Genomic DNA, 17,332 nt, shown 5'->3' with positions numbered 1-17,332 from the left:
GCCGAGCCCTGCACCCGCACGATCAGATGTCGGCGACCTTCGCGATGAGCCAGGCGTCGCCGTGCTTTTCCATGTTCACCTGGTAGCGCGGGGTCAGGCTCTGCGTCGGCACGCCGTTCTGGGTGCCCGACAGCACCATGTTGACCACGATGACCGCGCGCGAACCGTCACCGCTACCGGTGAGATCGCGGACGCCGATCGCGTCGATCTGGCAGTCGGTCGTCGCCTTGGCCTGCTCCATCACCTGTTTGAGCGGCGCGACCTGTTTGTTGAACTGCTCGAGCGCCTCACCGGTGAGGCCGGCGCGAGCCTTGCCCGACCACTCGTCGAACTTGACTCCGGTCGCGGAGTTGGCGGTGCAGACCTTCGTCTGCGCCTGCGACACCAGCTCGCTGGTGGCGGCCTGGTCGATGAACGCCTTGTTGGAGCCGATCGATGCGCCCGGGTGCAGCGCCAAGATCACCGCCGCCACGACCAGCACTCCGGTGATGACACCGAGGACTCCCAGCGTCGTCCGACTCATCCGCAGCAGCGACGACGGCGTCATGCCACGTCGAGGTGACCGCACGCTGGTCGGTGCGGTTCCGGCCGCAGGGGACGTCTTCGATGCCGCCGCGTTGGGCTTGATCGTCGACACGCGCGCGACCGGTCGGGTCTTCGCACCCGGCGCGCGGGTGTCAGGGGTGGGGCTGCCGGTGGGGTCTGCGGATTCTTCGGTGCCGTCGGCGGGTTCTGCGGTGCCCTCGACGGGTTCTGCGGTGCCCTCGACGGGTTCTGCGGTGCCCTCGACGGGATCTGCGGTGCCGTCGGCAGGTTTTGCGGTGCCGTCGGCAGGATCCGCGGTGCCCTCGGCGAGATCTGTGGTGCCGTCGGCGGAATCTGCGGTGCCGTCGACGGGTTTTGCGGTGCCCTCGACGGAATCTGCGGTGCCGTCGACGGGCTCCACGGTGCCCTCGACGGGCGTCGACGCGCGGCCGCGGCCGGCGACGCGGGGCCGGTAGGACGATGTTCGACGCGGCGGGCGGTAACCGGGCTTGCGGGGTGGGCGTGCCATCAGTTACCCCCTCCCTGTTGTTCGCTGGGTTGTTGGCCGGATTGCTGGTTGCCCGCGCCTGCTTGTCCTGGATCGTCGACGCTGATCCCGTCGAGCGGCGAGATGTTTGACGCTTTCCAGGTGCCGTCGACCTTGGTCATGGTGACCGAGAAGCCCATCGTCTGTGTCACGCCGGCCTCGTTGTCACGCTTGGCCGTGGCGTCGACGTAGACGAGCACCTTCGCAGAACCGCCGTCGGCGTCCACCTCGGTGGGGGCCGAACGCTTGAGCCGTGACGTCAGCGTCGCCGCCTGGGGTCCGGCCTGCGTGATCTGCTGGTTGAGCGTCGACACGTCCTGCGCGGTGATCTGCTCCTTGGCCTTGCCGGTCAGTGAGCTGTCGACCCGGCGCTTCCAGTCCGCGGTGTTCTTCGGGTCAACGGTGGTGACGTTGATGATCGCCTGTTCGGCGCCCGAGACGGCCTCGTCGCGAGCGGTCTGGATCGGCTTCTCGACGAAGTACACCTCGTATGCGCGGTATCCGAAGTACGCGACACACGCCGCAGCCGCGATCATCGCGACGATGACGAGAGCACCGACCAACGGGTGGCTTCGCCACGTCGCGTCGCCGCGGTTCGCCTGCTGCTCACGGGCCTGGGTCGGGTCAGTCATGGTGGTCATCGGGCGTCACTGTAGCGAGCACACCTGAGAGAGAGCCAATTCCGTCGACGCCCCTCGACGCCGACACGGCACGCTCGCCGGTCAGCCACCGACCCCGTCGGTGCCGAACCCACCCGGCTTGACCGGACGCACACCCATCAGGGTCGCCAACTGGGTTGCCAGCGGGGTCAGGTTGAGCTTGTCCGGATCCTTCTTCGGGGTCGAATCCCAGGGCTGGGGCGTGTCCGGGTTCGCGTACTCGACGCGCTTGGCACTGCGCACACCGGTCGGATTGCCGAACGGGACGTCGCATGATGCCTGCGTGTTGAACGGGAACTCGTCGTAGCGGATGTCGAATGTTGGGTCCTTCTTCTTGATCTGGTCGATCATGGCGTCGGTCGAACCGTAACCGCGCGTACAGGCCGCGGGGTTGTTGGTCTCCAGCACGATGCCGAAATGGATCTGTCCGTCACCGGGCGCAGGTGAGTGGCTACCGGCCGACAGCGCCGAGAGCATCGCGAACGTTCCGTTCGTCATGTAACCGGCCGGTTCGATCGTTCGTGCCACCTCGGAGAGTTGTCCGACGACCTTGCCGATGTCGCCACCGTTCTTCTGGATCAGGTTCGAGATCTGGGTCGCAGACGTCGTACCCGTCGTGAGCAGACGCCGCAGATCAGGGTCGGAGGCCGCGAGAGTCGCGGTGATGAGATCGAGGCTGCGCGACCACGCAAGAATCTGATCGGACTGTTCGGCCTGTGTCGCGAGCACGACGTCGGCGTTGTTGATCAGCGAAATAGTCTGGTCGAGGTTGTCGACCCCGGCGCGCGACAATTTGCCGAGGGAGTCGACGAGCCGCGTCAGGTTCTCCGACTGCCCGTTGAACGCCTTGCCGAGCTCGGTGATCACCGTGTGTAGATCGTCGATCGGGATCGACTCGGTGAAGTCGATCGCCGACGACACGACGTCCTCGAGCGGGGGCGGTACCGACGAGCGCGTGATCGTCGAGTTGTCGGCGAGATACGGCGACCCCGTCGACTGCGGCTGGAGGTCGACGTACTGCTCACCGATCGCCGACCGGTTCGCGATCACAGCGACCGAATCCGCAGGAATCTTCGGCGAATTCGAGTCGATGACGAGGGCAACGTTGACGCCGTCCTTCGTCAGCTCGAGCTTGCCGACGCGACCCACCGGGATGCCCATGTAGGTCACCTCGGCGTTGGTGAAGATGCCTCCGGAATCCTTCAGCGCCGCGGTCACCGTGTAGGTGCCGATGCCCACCGTCTTGTCCAGCCTCGCGTACTTGGCACCGACGAAGGCGATCGCCACCAAACCAACGATCACGAACACGATGAGCTGGATCTTCGCCAGCCTGCTGATCATTGTCCGACCCCCAGGAGTTTCAGCGGACCGTCGATGAACCGCTGATCACTCGACGCGGGTTCAGGGAAGTTCGCGGGTTTGGCGGCCGATGCCCCACTCCCCCGCGGAACCGTCGCGGATGCCGGGTACCGACCGCCGGACGGCGGGGTGTTGGGACCCGGTGTCGCATTGGCGGCCGGCGGCAGCAACGTGATCGTCGGCCACCCGTACCGCGGGCCGTTGCCGTTGATGTACGGGTTCTTCGGATTCACGGGAACGTCGTGGCGCTGCGGGGGCGAGTACTTCGGCGTCCCCTGACCGACGCCCAGCGCCTCGAGCTGGTTGAGCAGCCGCAGGTCGAGCGTCATGAACAGGTTCGTCGAATCGCCCTGGACCGCAGGCAACAACGAGTCCGGGAACGGGTGCGTCAGCATCAACGGCGCTGCGGTGATCAGATCCGGCGCCGCCTTAGCGAGCTCGGTGAGCACCGGGCGCAACGCTTTCAGGTCGGTGATCAGCGCATCATGCGAACGGCCCAGAACGTCGGTGCCCACCTGACCGAGCTTGTCGAGCTTGGTCAACAGGTCGACGAACTGCGGACGCTGCTCCTCCAGGACTGCAACGCCTGCGGGCAGTTCCTTGAGGATGCGGTCGATCTGCGTCGTCTGTGCCGCCGCACGGTCGGACAGACGGTCGAGACCGTCGATCGCGCCGAGGATGGAGTCACGCTGGCGGTTGAGGCCCGCCACGAGCGAACTGGTGTTCTCGATGAGGTCGTGGACCTTGTCTGCGCGTCCGTCGAGCGCCTTGTTCAGCTCGGTGACGATGGGCTCGAGCTGGTTGATCCCACCTCCGTTGAGCAGCATCGACAAGGCACCGAGCACCTGCTCGATGTCGGTGGCGGTCCTGGTGCGGTCGAGCGGGATCGGCATCGACTGACTCTGACGCGGCAATGATGCACTGTTCGACGGTTCGGTCAGTGCGACGAACTTCTCGCCGAGCAGTGAGGTCTGCTGGACCGCGGCTCCGGCCTGGTCCGACAGGTTGATGTCGTTCTTCACCTTCACCGTGACCAGCGCGAACCACTCGTTCTTCGGGATCTCGACACTGGTCACACGACCCACCGGGATGCCGTCGCGCTTGACGACGGACTGCGGCACGAGGTCGAGAATGTTGGAGAACTGGATCTTGTAGGTACGCGGGTTGTCGCCGACGTCGACGCCGCCGGGCAGCGGAATCGACTGGACACCGTTGGAACCACAGCCTGCGACGGTCAGCACCGCGGTCAACACGACCACTGCGGCGATGACGCCACGCCATGCGCGCGGCACGAAACCACCGAGACGCCCGGTCATCAGTTACCTCCCGACCGTGGTGCGGTCGACGGCTTCGCCGACGACGGTGCGGGGGTCGCAGGACCGGGGTTGGCCTGCGGATCAGGCGTCCCGGGAACCGTGCCGGGCACCGGATACTTCTGCAGCTTGTTGTTGCTCATGATGCCGAACGGCAACACGGGCAGGATCGGGGTGAGCACATTGTTGGTGATCTGCTTGCCGATCGCCGCGCACTGGTTGATGAAGGGCTTGAGACTGTCGCTGATCTGGTCTGCCGCAGGGTTTCCGGGCAGCAGTGCCCCGAGGTCGAACAGGCGACACGTCGTCTGAGTCGGGTCCTGCAGGTCAGGGATCGTCAGTCGCATCGCGATCGTTCCCGACTCGGCGTCGTACGCGTTGATCAGGTTGTTGATAGTCAACGGAAGCACCGTCAGCGTCTCCTTGAGACTCTGCTGCGTGTTGACCAGCGCCTGTGTCGTCGGCTTCAGGTCGTTGACCGTTTCGCCGATCTGCTCACGGTTGTCGGCGATGAACGTGGCGACATCACCGAGCGCGATCGACAGTTTGTTCAGCGCAGCCGACAACTGCTGACGCTCACCCGCGAGGAACGTGGTGAACGACGCCATCTGATTGTTGAACTGCCGCACCTGGGAGTCGTTCTCCTTCAGTGCGCCGACGAAGACGTCGAGGTTCTTGATGGTGTCGACGATGTTGCCCCGCGAATCCGAGAGGGTGGTCGTCGCCTTCGACAGGTTCTCGATCGCCGACCCGAGCTTCTCACCGTTGCCGTCGAGGTTCTGCGCACCGACCGCGACGAGGTCGCTGACGGCTCCGTCCTTGTTGGCGCCGTTGGGCCCCAACGCCTTCGACAGCTTCTCGAGGCTGGCGTAGATCTGGTCGACCTCGACCGGGACCATCGTCTGCTTCTCGGTCAGCGTGATGTTGCGCGACGCCTTGGGTCCTCCCGAGAAGGCCGGGGTCAGCTGTACGTAACGGTCGGCGACCACGGAGGGGATGACCTGCACCGCACGGACGTCGGCAGGCAGGTCGACGCCGCGGTCGACGGTCATGGTCACCTTCACGGTCTGGCCGTCGGGGGTCACCGAGTCGACCTTGCCGACGGGCACACCGAGGACCCGGACGTCCGACCCCTTGTAGATGCCGACGGTCCGCGCGAACGTCGCGGTGATCTTGGTGGTCCCCATCGAGGTGAAGACCCACCACAGGGCGCCTGCGACGATCAGCGCCAGGATCAGTCCGAGCACGATGACGACGATGTGGCGAGGGGTGAACCAGCGGCCGGGGCCGGAGCTCTTCGACAGATCCGGGGCGGTCATCCGGTTGCCTCCGTTCCACCGTTGTTCTGGTTCGCCTGCTTGTTGGGCAGGCGGGTCGTGTTCTGCTGCGGCAGCGCGGGCGGCAATAGGTTGGTCACCACGGACTCGAACCAGCGGCCGTTACCCAACACGTTCGCGTAGAGCCGGTAGAACGGCGCCATGTAGGTGATCGTGTCCTGGAGGTTCTTGTTCTGCTCCTTGAGCAGGTCGTTGACGCCCTTCAGCGAATCGAGCGCCGGGCCGATCTGTGCCTGGTTGTCCCTGACGATCCCGCTGAGCGAATCGCTCAGGGCCGTCGTCGTTTTCAGCAACGCCGCGATGTTCTTCTGACGGTTGTTGAGTTCGTCGAGCAACTGGCCCGCACCGGCGATCAGCTTCACGAACTCCTGGTTCCTGTCGGCGAGGATCTTCGACGTGCTCTTCGTCGCCTCGAGGAGTTTCTGTACCTCCTGGTCGCGACTGGCGATCGTCTGCGACAGACGCGTGATGCCGTCGAGTGCAGGCCCGACGTCGCCGGACGTCCCGGAGAAGGTGTCCGAGATGGCCTTCATCGACGTCGCGAGCTGGTCGGTGTTCAGTGTCTCCACGGAGTCGGCGGCGTCGGAGAACGCCTCGATCACGTCGTACGGAGACACCGTGTCGGTCAACGCGACACCGGGGTCGGCGATCTTGCTGCCGCGCGGATTGAGCGAGAGGTACTTCTGGCCCAACACCGTCTTGATCTGGATCGACGCCTGTGTCTGATCGCCGATCCAGGTGTTGGTGACGCGGAATTTCACGTCGACGCGGTTCCCGTCGAGCGAGACATCACTGACCTCGCCGACCTTGACTCCGGCGACACGCACCTCGGCACCCTTGCGCAGTCCTGCGGCCTCGGTGAACTTGGCGGTGTACTGGGCGCCGGCACCGACGAGCGGCAACGAGGTCAGGTAGAACGCCGACACTGCCATCATGAGCAGGACGAGGATGCCGATCGCACCGATGCTGACCGGGCTGCGATGCCCACCGAATCGCTTGTGCCCCGGCTTTTTCTGGGCTGTTCCGTCTGCCATGCTCACCCCCCTGGCTTGTTGTCTTTCCAGCAACGGCTCGCCGCGCTGGTGTAAAGGACATGGTTGATGTCGGGAAGCGGGACGACCGGCTGGGTCAGCAGCGTCGACTTACCGTTTCCTGCGACGACGTCGATGCCGCACAGATAGAACTGGAACCAGGAGCCGAAGGTCGCCGCCCGTCCGATCTTCTGCAGCTTGACCGGCAGGTTCGTGATGATCTGCGCGACGTCGTCACGGCGCTTGTTGACCTGGTCCGCCACCTGCTTGAGACCCGCGATGTCACCCTGGATGGATGGCCGCGTCGAGGTGAGGATCGACGCGGTGACCGCCGTCAGGTTGGACACCGAGGTGATCGCCGATCCGACCGAACCACGCTGTGCGGCAAGACCCGTCACGAGCTGCTCGGTGTTGTCGAGCAGCGAGGTGAACTGGTCGTCGTTGCGGTTGACGGTGTCGAGCACCTTGGTCAGGTTCGTGATCAGATCACCGATCACGGCGTCCTTGTCTGCGATGGAATTGGTCAGGTCCGACGTGTCGCTGATCAGGCTCGACACGCTGCTCGACTCGCCCTGGAAGACCTTGATGATCTCGTCGGAGAGCTTGTTGACGTCCTCGGGCTGCAGCTGCCGGAACAGCGGTTTGAAGCCGTTGAACAACTGGGTCAGGTTGACCGCGGGATGGGTGTTCTTCTCGTCGGGGTTCGCACCGAAGGTGTGTCCCGGACTCACGGTCTGCGACGCGTCGCCCGCACCTTTCTCCACGGCGAGGTATCGCAGCCCGGTCAGATTGCGGTACTTGATGTAGATCTGCGCGCCCTCGGGCAGCTGACGGTCGACGTTGAACGAGACCTCGGCACGGTTCTTGTCGTAGACCGCCACGTCGCTGACCTGACCGACGCGAACGCCGGCGATACGCACGTCGTCGCCCTTGTTGAGCATCGATGCGTCGGAGAAAACGGCCTTGTAGTCGTTGTCGGCTCCCCCGCCGATGTTGGCGATGGTCAGCGCGAGCAACGCAGTCGCGACCACTGTGATCACCGCGAATGTGATCAGTTTGGCCAACGGCCCCGCGATGGACTTCATTTGATGTGCACCTGCGCTCCCTGCAGCGGCGCAGCACCGATCATGGTGGTCCAGGTGGGCACGTCGTCGGGCTCTGTCCCGCTGGCCGCGCCGTAGATCACCTTCAGCTGCGCCCGGTAGGTCGGATCGTCGAACGAGTTCTCCCGGATGGTGCCGACCGGTGTCTTGGTGAACTGCGGTTGTGGCAGCTTGTTCACCGTGGTCGGGCCGGGATTGCGTGACGGGGGCTGATACGAGCCGTCGGCCAGGCCGCCGCCCGGATACTGCGGGAAGGGGCGGCCGTTGGTCGGCGGGTCGTAGCAGACCGCAGGCGCGTCCTTGTCGAAGAAGCGCGGCTCGTCCTGGTTGGGCAGATACCTACCGCGCGGGTTGACGAACTGCAGATTCACACGCACACCGGGATTCTTCGTCCCCTTGCCGACGATCTTCTCCGATTCCGGGATCAGTGTCGCGAAGTTGTGGAAGGCGCAGACGAACGTCGGTGACTGCTTGGCCAGACCCGTCAGGAAGGGCTCGGAGTTGGTGACGAGGTCGACGAGGTTGTTGCCGTTGCGCTGCAACCAGTTGGTCGTGTCGGTCGACGCCGTGCCGAGCGTGGCGATCAGCGTCCGCAGATCGCCCTGGCGGTCGACGATCGTCTTGTTGGTCGTCCGGAAGGTGTCGAGCGCATCGATGACATCGGGAAGCGCCGTCGAGTAGGTCTTCGAGAACGAGGCGAGTCCGCGCAGAGTGCCCTCCAGCGAGTTCAGGTTCTTCGTCGTCGACAACCGGCCGAAGATCGTGTTGAGCTCTTCGAGGGTGGTGCCGATCTGTTCGCCGCGCCCCGACAGGGCCTGCGACAGTGCGGTCAGTGTCACGTTCAGATCCTGTGGCGGGATCGCGTCGAGCACCGGCAGCAGACGGTCGAGCAGGTCCTGGACCTCTTTCGCGTTGCCACTGGTGTCGGTCTGGATCGTCATGCCATTGGCGAGAGTCGGCCCTGCGGTCTGCTCGGGAACCTGCAACGCGACATAACGCTCGCCGAACAGTGTCTTGGGCAGGATGCGCGCTGTGGTGTCGGCGGGCAGTTGCGCCGCCATCTCCGGCTTGAGTCCGAGGGTCACGTTGACCGTGCCGTTACCCGCGGGCTCGACGTCGCGGACCTCGCCGACCAATACGCCGCGAGCCTTCACATCGGCGTTGGTCGGCAACGCGTTGCCGACCGAATCGGTCTTGAGCGTCACGTCGGTGAAGGTCGTGAAGTCCTTGTTGAATTTCATGATCGTGAGCGCGAAGAACAGCGCGACCACCACGAAGAACACCAGTCCGAGTAACCGGCGACGAATCACGGTCATCGCCTAGCCCCCCACTCTCACCGTCGTCGTCGTGCCCCAGATGGCAAGGCCGAGAAAGAAGTCGAGCACGGCGATGAGCACCAACGCCGCTCGCACCGCGTGACCGACGGCCACACCGACGCCCGCGGGCCCACCGCTGGCATAGTAGCCGTAGTAGCAGTGCACCAGGATGATCACGAACGCGAAGACCAGCACCTTACCGAATGACCACAGCACGTCTTCCGGCGGTAGGAACAGGTTGAAGTAGTGATCGTAGGAACCGCCCGATTGCCCGTTGAAGACGGTCGTCACCACGCGTGAGGCGAAGTACGCGGAGAGCAGCCCGAGCACGTAGAGCGGGATGACCGCGATGAAGCCCGCGATGACCCGGGTCGACACCAGGAACGGAATCGAGGGAACGGCCATCGACTCTAGTGCGTCGATCTCCTCGGAGATGCGCATGGCACCGAGCTGGGCGGTGAAACCGCACCCGACCGTCGCCGACAACGCAAGTCCTGCGACGAGCGGCGCCACCTCGCGGGTATTGACGTACGCGGACAGGAATCCCGTGAGAACCTGCGAACCGATCTGGTCGAGCGCGGCGTAACCCTGCAGCCCGACGACGACGCCGGTGAACCCGGACATCAAGACCATCACGCCGACGGTGCCGCCGATGACGGCGAGTCCGCCGGAACCGAAGGCCACCTCTGCGAGGATTCGGAGAACCTCACGCGTGTAGTGGATCAGCGTCCGGGGGATCCAGGCGAGCGTGCGTCCGTAGAACGACATCTGCTCGCCGGCACCGTCGAGGACCTTGAGCGGTTTCCCGAGCTGTTTGCGCGCCTCGTACATGTAGTACTCGGGGCGGCTCTTGGCGATAGTGACTCCACCGGCCATGGTCAGCTCCCCTTCGGCGGGACGATCTGCAGGTACACCGCAGTGATGATCAGGTTCGCCAGGAACAGCAGCAGGAACGTGATGACGACGCTCTGGTTGACCGCGTCACCGACGCCTTTCGGTCCGCCCTTCGGAGTGAGCCCCTTGTACGCGGCGACCACCCCGGCCAGCACACCGAAGACGGCAGCTTTGAGCAGAGAGACCCACAGGTCCGGTAGCTGAGCGAGCGCACCGAACGACGCCAGGTAGGCGCCGGGGGTTCCGCCCTGCACGATCACGTTGAAGAAGTAGCCACCGCCGATGCCGACCACGGCGACAAGGCCGTTGAGTAGTACGGCGACCAGGACCATCGCCAGCACACGGGGAACGACGAGACGCTGAATCGGGTTGATACCCAACACTTCCATCGCGTCGATCTCCTCGCGGATCGTCCGCGAACCGAGATCGGCGGCCACGGCGGAACCGGCCGCGCCGGCTATCAACAAGGAGGTGACCAGCGGAGATCCCTGCTGGATGACGACGAGCACAGATGCGGCACCGGTGTACGACTCCGCTCCGAGCTGCTTGATCAGTGAGCCCGTCTGCAGCGAGACGATCGCGCCGAACGGGATCGCGATGAGCGCCGTCGGAAGGATAGTCACACTCGCGATGAACCAGGCCTGCTGGATGAACTCGCGCCACTGGAAAGGACGCACAAAAGTTTGGCGTGCGACATCGACGAACAGCTGGACGATATTGCCTGTCTGGGCGAGTGCACCTTCACCGGCCCGCGCGATCCTGTCGACGCCACGCGTGGTGGCATTCGGCATTCCTAGGAGCCCCCGCCGTAGTGACGCCCACCCTCGGGCTGTTCCGACTCGATCTGCTGTGTTCTGGCTTCTTCCGGTACGGCCCACTGCTGTGTCTGTGCGTCGTCTCCGGCGTAGTCGTTGCCGTAGCCGCCGTGGTCGATCACGTCGGTCGAGGTGTCGACCATGACGCTCTCGGTGCCTGCCTGTGCTTCGCCCTCGGTGTCGGTCCATTCGACGCCCTGGGTGTTGGCGGCGTGGGCGCGGGACTCGGCGCGGATCTGGTCTTCCTGATCCATCGATTCACGGATCGCGCGTTGAGCGTTCTCGGGCAGTGTCGGCAGCAACTCCAACACCCGCTCACGATGGCGGGCGACCGCTTTACGCTCGGGCATCCCCGGATTGGGCTGCACCTGCGGAATGATCTCCGAGAAATCATCCTTCGTACCACCACCACCGATACCGGCGGCCTGCATCGCCTCTTCCTGCTTCTGCACCGCCTCGTCCTTCTCCTCCGACATACCGATCGGACCGAACCGATCACCCGAGAGGAACTGCTTGACCACCGGCTGCTCCGAGGTCAGCAACTGCTCACGCGGACCGAACATCACCAACTCCTTCCGGAACAACATGCCGATGTTGTCCGGAATCGTGCGAGCAATGTTGATGTTGTGCGTCACGATCAGAATCGTCGCGTCGATCTGCGCATTGATATCGATCAACAACTGCGAGATATAAGCAGTACGCACCGGATCCAGACCCGAGTCCGGCTCATCACACAAAATGATCTGCGGATCGAGTACCAACGCCCGCGCCAACCCGGCACGCTTGCGCATACCACCGGAGATCTCACCGGGCAGCTTGTCCTCCGCACCGGCCAAACCCACCAGATCGATCTTCTCCATCACGATCCGCCGGACTTCGTCTTCCTTCTTCTTCGTGTGCTCACGAAGCGGGAATGCGATGTTGTCATACAACGACATCGACCCGAACAGCGCGCCGTCCTGGAACAACACACCGAACAGTTTGCGGATCTCATAGAGCTCTTTGGCCGAACACTGCGTGATATCAGTGCCATCGATGATCACCGACCCCTGCTCGGGATGCAGCAAACCGATCAACGTCTTCAAAAACACCGACTTACCGGTACCCGACGGACCCAGCAGCGCAGACACCTCACCCGACGGCAAAGTCAACGTCACATCACGCCAAATATTCTGAGAACCAAAAGACTTGGTGAGCCCCTCGACGCTGACCTCAACACCCACTACATCCTCCAAGAAACTCGGGTCCAGTAGCGCGGCAGCCGATCACCAAGCGCAGACGCAGTCGGACTCAACTGTGGTTGGGGTCACTCTAGCGGACGACTCCCCCGTATCCACACCGCCTCTCGGCGGTTCTCAGGTCCGGTCAATTACCCACCGGTAACCTGGCTGCCCAAGAGAGTATCCCATGCCACCGACAGAACAAAAGTGGGTTCACGATCACATCGTCGGCCCACTGTGTTCTGTCTGCAGACAGCAACGAGCCCGGGACAGCACGCTGTCCCGGGCTCGTCCGAGATGAAGTCTCGAACCGTCTTACTTGACGGAAGTCGACACGCAAGCGCGCTCCGCCAACCTCCGCAAGCTCCGGTTGCCTCCGCTTACTTGACGGATACCTTGGCGCCGGCCTCTTCGAGCTTGGCCTTGGCGGCGTCGGCAGCTTCCTTGTCGACCTTCTCCAGGATCGGCTTGGGAGCACCCTCGACGAGGTCCTTCGCCTCCTTCAGGCCGAGGCCGGAAACGACCTCACGCACAACCTTGATGACCTGGATCTTCTTGTCGCCGGCACCCTCGAGGATGACGTCGAACTCGTCCTGCTCGGCAGCAGCCTCGGCGCCGGCAGCAGCCGGAGCGCCTGCGGCGGCAACGGCGACCGGAGCGGCCGCGGTGACCTCGAAGACCTCTTCGAACTTCTTCACGAAATCGCTGAGCTCCAGCAGGGTCAGTTCCTTGAACTGATCGATGAGCTCGTCAGCGGTGAGCTTCGCCATGGTGGCGTCCTTCCTGTAAGTCCCCACGCGGGGCATCTGTTGTCTCTTCCCCGCGCGGGGGAATGCTTGTGTGCTGGCGGATGAGTACCGGAGTACTTACTCGCCTGCGGATTCCTTCTTCTCCTGCAGGGCGGCAGCGAGTCGTGCCACCTGCGACGCCGGCTGATTGAACAGTCCGGCGGCCTTTGCCAAGTTGCCCTTCATGGCACCGGCGAGCTTGGCCAGCAAGACCTCACGGGTCTCAAGGTCGGCGATCGTTTCGATCTCGGACACGGACAGCGGCTTGCCGTCCATGTACCCGCCCTTGATGACCAGAGCCTTGTTGTCCTTGGCGAAGTTCTTGATCGCCTTCGCGGCCATCACCGGCTCGCCTTCGATGAAGGCGATCGCGGTCGGGCCGGTGAACAGCTCGTCGAGTCCCTCGACGCCCGCCTCAGCAGCGGCACGCTTCACAAGGGTGTTCTTGGCGACGGAGTAGGTTGCGCCCTCACCGAGGGAACGTCGCAGATCAGTGATCTGAGTGACGGACAATCCACGGTATTCCGTGACGACCGTCGCTGTTGAGCCCTTGAACTGCTCGGCGATCTCCGCGACTGCGGCGACCTTTTCGGACTTGGCCATACTTCGCCTCCTTCCTCATCACTCGAGTTGGTCAGAGTTCGGACCAGATACCCGCAAGGAGGGGCGAAACAAATGAACGCCCCGGCACGCAGATGGCACGGGGCGTAGTTTCTCGGCAGGCGCATTCGACGATGCACTCACCACTATTCCTCGTTCTCCCTGCGTGGGCCGCCGACCTCGCGCCTACGACGCTGCAGCCGACCTTCGACCGGAATCGCTTCCGATGACCGACGGTCTCTGGTTGAACCGATACGACGCACACCTGCGCGTCACACCGAAGTAATAGGCTACCCGACCATGGGGAATGCATCCAAATCGCCTGCCAGCGCCGTCTCGGATCCCAACGCGCGCGCGGCGATCGCGGCCGACTCGATCCTCGGCAGGCATCTTCGGCATGCGTGGTGGGTGCCCGGCACACGCCTGGCGACGGTCGCATGGCCGTTGAGCCGCCTCCCGCTGGACGTGCTGCGTAGCCGTTTCGGATTCTGGCACTACTGGTGGCACGCCCATCTACTCGACCTCATCGTCGACGCCGCCATCCACCGCCCCCTCGACGACGCACCCTACGACCCTGAGCTGGCCGACCTGGCCAACCGCCTCCTGCGCGGCATCCGGCTGCGCAACCTCGGACGGTGGACCAACAATTACTACGACGACATGGCGTGGCTGGGGCTGGCGATCGAGCGCGCCGATCGTCACCTCGACCTCCATCACCCGAAGGCACTGCGCGTGTTGAGCAAGCGCATGTACGACGCCTGGGAGCCCGAGCGCGGCGGCGGTATCCCGTGGCGCACCATCGACACCTTCTTCAACGCCCCCGCCAACGGACCCGCGACCATCCTGCTGGCACGGACCGGGCGGGCAGGGCCCCAGCCCGGCAGCCATGCGCGGCGCGCATTGGAGATGTGCGACTGGATGGACGCGACACTCGTCGACCCCGACTCCCACCTCGTCATCGACGGCATCAAGCCGCGGGACGGCGGGTTCGAGCGCGTCACCGCGATCTACACGTATTGCCAGGGAGTCGTGCTGGGCTCGGAGGTCGAGGCCGCGCGGCTCACCCGCGATCCCGTACACCTCGCCCGGATCGACCGCCTGCTCACAGCGGTCGAAAGCCACGAGTGCCCCGACGGCGTGATCCGTGGTGCGGGCGGTGGCGACGGCGGACTGTTCATGGGCGTTCTCGCCCGCTATCTGGCGCTCGTCGCGACCGATCTGCCCGCCGACCTACCCGGCGCCGATGAACTTCGTCGTCGGAGCGCGACGCTCGTCCTCACCAGCGCCGACGCCGCCTGGCAGACGCGCACCGAGGTCGATGACGCCGTGGTGTTCAGCGCCGACTGGCACCAGCAGGCAGCCAGGCCCACCCGCGGCGGCGGGGACGCCGCATTCGTGGCGGGAGCGGTCAACTCGTCGGCGGTTCCCGAGCGCGATCTCTCGGTTCAGCTCTCGGGATGGATGGTCCTCGAAGCCGCCGCCGCTGTGGATCTCGGCCTATCCGAACAGAATGTTCAGGATTAATATATGCCCTGACCTGCGTATTTGACTACGAGGGCCAAATTGACGCCCCCTAGTTAGCGTTCCGAGACCACAGATGGACTAGTGTCGGTGTCCGGAGTGAGATGGACCACAACCGGGTGGGGTTGAGGCCATGCGCCACAACGCGGTCCAGCTTCTCCAACCGACACGATGAAGTGACGGCATCGGCGACAGCACGCCCACCGGTCGAAACCGGCTGACGCAGGTGCAGTGACCTCAAAGGCAGGCTGATGCACCATGGCGTTTCAGTTGGGACCGACAGAATCCGACCGCAGTCGGGTTGAGCCGTTTCCGCTCGACCCGGTTCCGCAGCGTCGATCCACGTCCGATGCGCCCGTGTTCGGAACCCTCCCCCTCGGCGACCCCACCGGCGGTGCGAGCGCGATGCGTTGGCGCGAGCAGGTCGACGGCCCGCAGGTCTACCCGCGCGTATCGATCGACCGCGACGTCACGCTGACGATGAGCGACGGCATCGAGCTCCGCGCGACGGTGGTGCGTCCCGCGACCCGCTTCGGCGACGTCGTCACCACGCCGTATCCCGCGATCATCAACATCAATCCCTACAACCGCGCCGCCATCGACTTCATCGACGCCACGATGCACGCACCCATCCTCGGTGGCGCCGTCCGGGCCGCGGCACGGTCGGTCGATGCGTCGGGAACAGCGCTCGAAGGCCTCACCACCCTGACGCAGACCCTTGCCGGAGGCGTCATCGACGTCTTCGGCATCAATCGGAACCTTGTGCGCAGCGGCTACGCGCAGGTCATCGTCGACGTCCGCGGTACCGGCGCCAGCCACGGCAAGTGGGAGATCCTCGGTCCACGTGAGCAGCAGGACTCCGTCGAGATCATCGACTGGGTCTGCGAGCAGTCCTGGTGCAACGGCCGTGTCGGATTGGCCGGGTGGTCGTACTCGGCCATCAATTCGCTACAGGCAGCCGACAAACGGCCCGCCGCTCTGGGCGCGGTCTTCGCCGTCGAGGGCTGTGACGACATCGTCCGCGACATCTACATCACCGGCGGTATGCCATCGGCGTTCATCCCGGCGTGGCTCTCGGTGGTCAACATCCTGAAGTGGGTTCCGAATCCCTCGACGATGCTGCGAGATATAGTGCGCGGCAACCATTTCCGTTGGCTACGCGACCGCGTTGCGTCTCCTGCCACCGAAATCCCTTCGCTCCTTTGGGGTTTCCTCACCGCGCGCGACGACCGGATCTTCGACGACCCGTACTTCGACGCCCGCGATCCCAGGATCGACCAGATCGAGGCGCCGACCCTGACCGTCGGAGCGTGGCACGATCTGTTCGGTCGAAGTGCCACAGGCATTTACGAACGCCTCAATCTCGAACCCGGCCGCAAGCAGTTGATCGTCGGCGACGGCTACCACTTCGACGTCGGGTCCGGATTCGGCGGCAAGTTCGCGCCGCCACGCCTCGACGTGCTCGAGCGCGCATGGTTCGACCGTTGGCTCAAGGGACACGCGAACGGCGTCGAACACTACGGCCCGGTGACGTTGCGTCAGCAGGGCGGCACATGGACGGCGGGGCAGTCGTTTCCCCGTAACGGTGTGACGCCACGCAGGCTGTACCTGTCGAACGAGTGCTCGTCGAGCGCTGATCACTGCGTACACGACGGCGCGCTGCAATCGACGCCCTGTGCTGAGCACACGTCGCTACACGTGCGGGCCGACGTCCGCGGGATCATCTCGCGCGACATGACCCAGGTGACCGCCGGCGCCACCATGGCACTCGGCAAACACTTCACCGCCGACGCGCGTTTCCAGGAACGCGGGGCGCTCGCATTCACCAGCGACCCCGTCACAGAATCGACCCCGATCAGCGGTTCGATGAACCTGCGACTCAACGTGGCAACAACTGCACACGAGGCGATCTGGGCGGTGACCGTCAACGACGTCGCACCGGACGGAACGTCGAAGGTGCTGACCAACGGAGCGCTCTCAGCGTCGAATCGTGCGCTTGACCCGAGTCAGTCGACATACGCGTCCGACGGCAGTCTCGTCGGTGCGCACCACTTCCTCTCCCGCAAGCGCAAACTGCCGGTGCCACCCGATGCGCCGGTCCGTATCGACGTCGACCTCGTGCCGACCGACGCGGTCCTCGAACCGGGACATCGTCTGCGCGTCAACGTGTACGCAGCGAGTTTCCCGCGGTACCTCACCGTCGTCCCCGACCTCGTGAAGGCCCGCGGCCGCAGGCAGCGACTCGTCCTCGACCCGAAGCATCCGAGCTACCTCACTTTCCTCGCCGGCGACGGGATCTGACAT

15 protein-coding genes are annotated in these 17,332 nt (G+C 64.5%); 2 read left to right on the top strand and 13 right to left on the bottom strand.

From position 1 onward, the window contains the following. Positions 1–22: 22 nt before the first annotated feature. The 13 genes from LK459_RS14995 to rplJ all read right to left on the bottom strand — a co-directional run bounded on the left by LK459_RS14995 (position 23) and on the right by rplJ (position 13,510). Positions 23–1,054: a ribosomal eL19 family protein gene (locus LK459_RS14995; RefSeq protein ID WP_227919245.1), complete on the bottom strand. Its 1,032-nt coding sequence runs from the start codon at positions 1,052–1,054 to the stop codon at positions 23–25. After that, the gene (locus LK459_RS14990) at positions 1,054–1,713 is read right to left on the bottom strand and encodes a hypothetical protein (protein ID WP_007239680.1); all 660 of its coding nucleotides are present in this window, start codon (positions 1,711–1,713) and stop codon (positions 1,054–1,056) included. Before LK459_RS14990 ends, LK459_RS14995 begins: the two co-directional genes overlap by 1 nt. A gap of 81 nt (positions 1,714–1,794) precedes the next feature. Continuing rightward, positions 1,795–3,072, bottom strand: coding sequence for an MCE family protein (locus LK459_RS14985; RefSeq protein ID WP_007239679.1), 1,278 nt, complete (start codon positions 3,070–3,072; stop codon positions 1,795–1,797). After that, complete coding sequence (locus tag LK459_RS14980; RefSeq protein WP_227919244.1) at positions 3,069–4,406, bottom strand: MCE family protein; 1,338 nt, start codon at positions 4,404–4,406, stop codon at positions 3,069–3,071. Before LK459_RS14980 ends, LK459_RS14985 begins: the two co-directional genes overlap by 4 nt. After that, positions 4,406–5,722, bottom strand: coding sequence for an MCE family protein (locus LK459_RS14975; RefSeq protein WP_227919243.1), 1,317 nt, complete (start codon positions 5,720–5,722; stop codon positions 4,406–4,408). The genes LK459_RS14980 and LK459_RS14975 overlap by 1 nt, the downstream gene beginning before the upstream one ends. Continuing rightward, entirely contained in the window at positions 5,719–6,774 is a 1,056-nt protein-coding gene (locus LK459_RS14970) for an MlaD family protein (RefSeq protein WP_007239676.1), read from the bottom strand. Before LK459_RS14970 ends, LK459_RS14975 begins: the two co-directional genes overlap by 4 nt. A gap of 2 nt (positions 6,775–6,776) precedes the next feature. Further along, on the bottom strand, positions 6,777–7,856 hold the full coding sequence (locus LK459_RS14965) for an MCE family protein (RefSeq protein ID WP_007239675.1): 1,080 nt from the start codon (positions 7,854–7,856) through the stop codon (positions 6,777–6,779). Further along, positions 7,853–9,190 (bottom strand): MCE family protein, encoded by a 1,338-nt coding sequence (locus tag LK459_RS14960; RefSeq protein ID WP_227919242.1) that lies wholly within the window; start codon positions 9,188–9,190, stop codon positions 7,853–7,855. Before LK459_RS14960 ends, LK459_RS14965 begins: the two co-directional genes overlap by 4 nt. A gap of 3 nt (positions 9,191–9,193) precedes the next feature. Next, complete coding sequence (locus LK459_RS14955; protein WP_007239673.1) at positions 9,194–10,066, bottom strand: MlaE family ABC transporter permease; 873 nt, start codon at positions 10,064–10,066, stop codon at positions 9,194–9,196. A 2-nt stretch (positions 10,067–10,068) separates the two neighbouring features. Then, entirely contained in the window at positions 10,069–10,875 is an 807-nt protein-coding gene (locus tag LK459_RS14950) for an MlaE family ABC transporter permease (RefSeq protein WP_007239672.1), read from the bottom strand. Between the two features lie 2 nt (positions 10,876–10,877). Further along, positions 10,878–12,122 (bottom strand): ABC transporter ATP-binding protein, encoded by a 1,245-nt coding sequence (locus tag LK459_RS14945; protein WP_227919241.1) that lies wholly within the window; start codon positions 12,120–12,122, stop codon positions 10,878–10,880. Between the two features lie 377 nt (positions 12,123–12,499). Beyond that, positions 12,500–12,889 (bottom strand): 50S ribosomal protein L7/L12, encoded by a 390-nt coding sequence (gene rplL / locus LK459_RS14940; protein WP_005169747.1) that lies wholly within the window; start codon positions 12,887–12,889, stop codon positions 12,500–12,502. Positions 12,890–12,985: 96 nt separating this feature from the next. Beyond that, a complete protein-coding gene (gene rplJ, locus LK459_RS14935) occupies positions 12,986–13,510 on the bottom strand; it encodes a 50S ribosomal protein L10 (protein ID WP_007239223.1) in 525 nt (174 codons plus the stop codon). 297 nt (positions 13,511–13,807) lie between these two features. Here rplJ and LK459_RS14930 point away from each other — a divergent pair, with 297 nt between their 5' ends. Beyond that, positions 13,808–15,031: a glycoside hydrolase family 76 protein gene (locus LK459_RS14930; RefSeq protein WP_227919239.1), complete on the top strand. Its 1,224-nt coding sequence runs from the start codon at positions 13,808–13,810 to the stop codon at positions 15,029–15,031. Between the two features lie 255 nt (positions 15,032–15,286). Then, positions 15,287–17,329 carry a CocE/NonD family hydrolase gene (locus tag LK459_RS14925; protein ID WP_227919237.1) on the top strand — a complete coding sequence of 681 codons (2,043 nt, stop codon included), beginning with the start codon at positions 15,287–15,289 and terminating at the stop codon, positions 17,327–17,329. Positions 17,330–17,332: the final 3 nt, after the last annotated feature.

This window comes from Gordonia otitidis (assembly GCF_020735545.1).
Classification (GTDB): Bacteria; Actinomycetota; Actinomycetes; order Mycobacteriales; family Mycobacteriaceae; genus Gordonia; species Gordonia otitidis.
Note: the sequence above shows the minus strand (reverse complement) of the source record. Positions and strands in the feature narration are given on the sequence as shown.

Bases quoted from the DNA above. Each gene is read 5' to 3' on its own strand.
- LK459_RS14955 (WP_007239673.1), bottom strand. From the start codon at position 10,066: ATGGCCGGTGGAGTCACTATCGCCAAGAGCCGCCCCGAGTACTACATG.
- LK459_RS14965 (WP_007239675.1), bottom strand. From the start codon at position 7,856: ATGAAGTCCATCGCGGGGCCGTTGGCCAAACTGATCACATTCGCGGTG.
- LK459_RS14925 (WP_227919237.1), top strand. From the start codon at position 15,287: ATGGCGTTTCAGTTGGGACCGACAGAATCCGACCGCAGTCGGGTTGAG.
- rplJ (WP_007239223.1), bottom strand. From the start codon at position 13,510: ATGGCCAAGTCCGAAAAGGTCGCCGCAGTCGCGGAGATCGCCGAGCAG.
- LK459_RS14990 (WP_007239680.1), bottom strand. From the start codon at position 1,713: ATGACCACCATGACTGACCCGACCCAGGCCCGTGAGCAGCAGGCGAAC.
- LK459_RS14995 (WP_227919245.1), bottom strand. From the start codon at position 1,054: ATGGCACGCCCACCCCGCAAGCCCGGTTACCGCCCGCCGCGTCGAACA.
- LK459_RS14950 (WP_007239672.1), bottom strand. From the start codon at position 10,875: ATGCCGAATGCCACCACGCGTGGCGTCGACAGGATCGCGCGGGCCGGT.
- rplL (WP_005169747.1), bottom strand. From the start codon at position 12,889: ATGGCGAAGCTCACCGCTGACGAGCTCATCGATCAGTTCAAGGAACTG.
- LK459_RS14960 (WP_227919242.1), bottom strand. From the start codon at position 9,190: ATGACCGTGATTCGTCGCCGGTTACTCGGACTGGTGTTCTTCGTGGTG.
- LK459_RS14930 (WP_227919239.1), top strand. From the start codon at position 13,808: ATGGGGAATGCATCCAAATCGCCTGCCAGCGCCGTCTCGGATCCCAAC.
- LK459_RS14970 (WP_007239676.1), bottom strand. From the start codon at position 6,774: ATGGCAGACGGAACAGCCCAGAAAAAGCCGGGGCACAAGCGATTCGGT.
- LK459_RS14985 (WP_007239679.1), bottom strand. From the start codon at position 3,072: ATGATCAGCAGGCTGGCGAAGATCCAGCTCATCGTGTTCGTGATCGTT.
- LK459_RS14980 (WP_227919244.1), bottom strand. From the start codon at position 4,406: ATGACCGGGCGTCTCGGTGGTTTCGTGCCGCGCGCATGGCGTGGCGTC.
- LK459_RS14975 (WP_227919243.1), bottom strand. From the start codon at position 5,722: ATGACCGCCCCGGATCTGTCGAAGAGCTCCGGCCCCGGCCGCTGGTTC.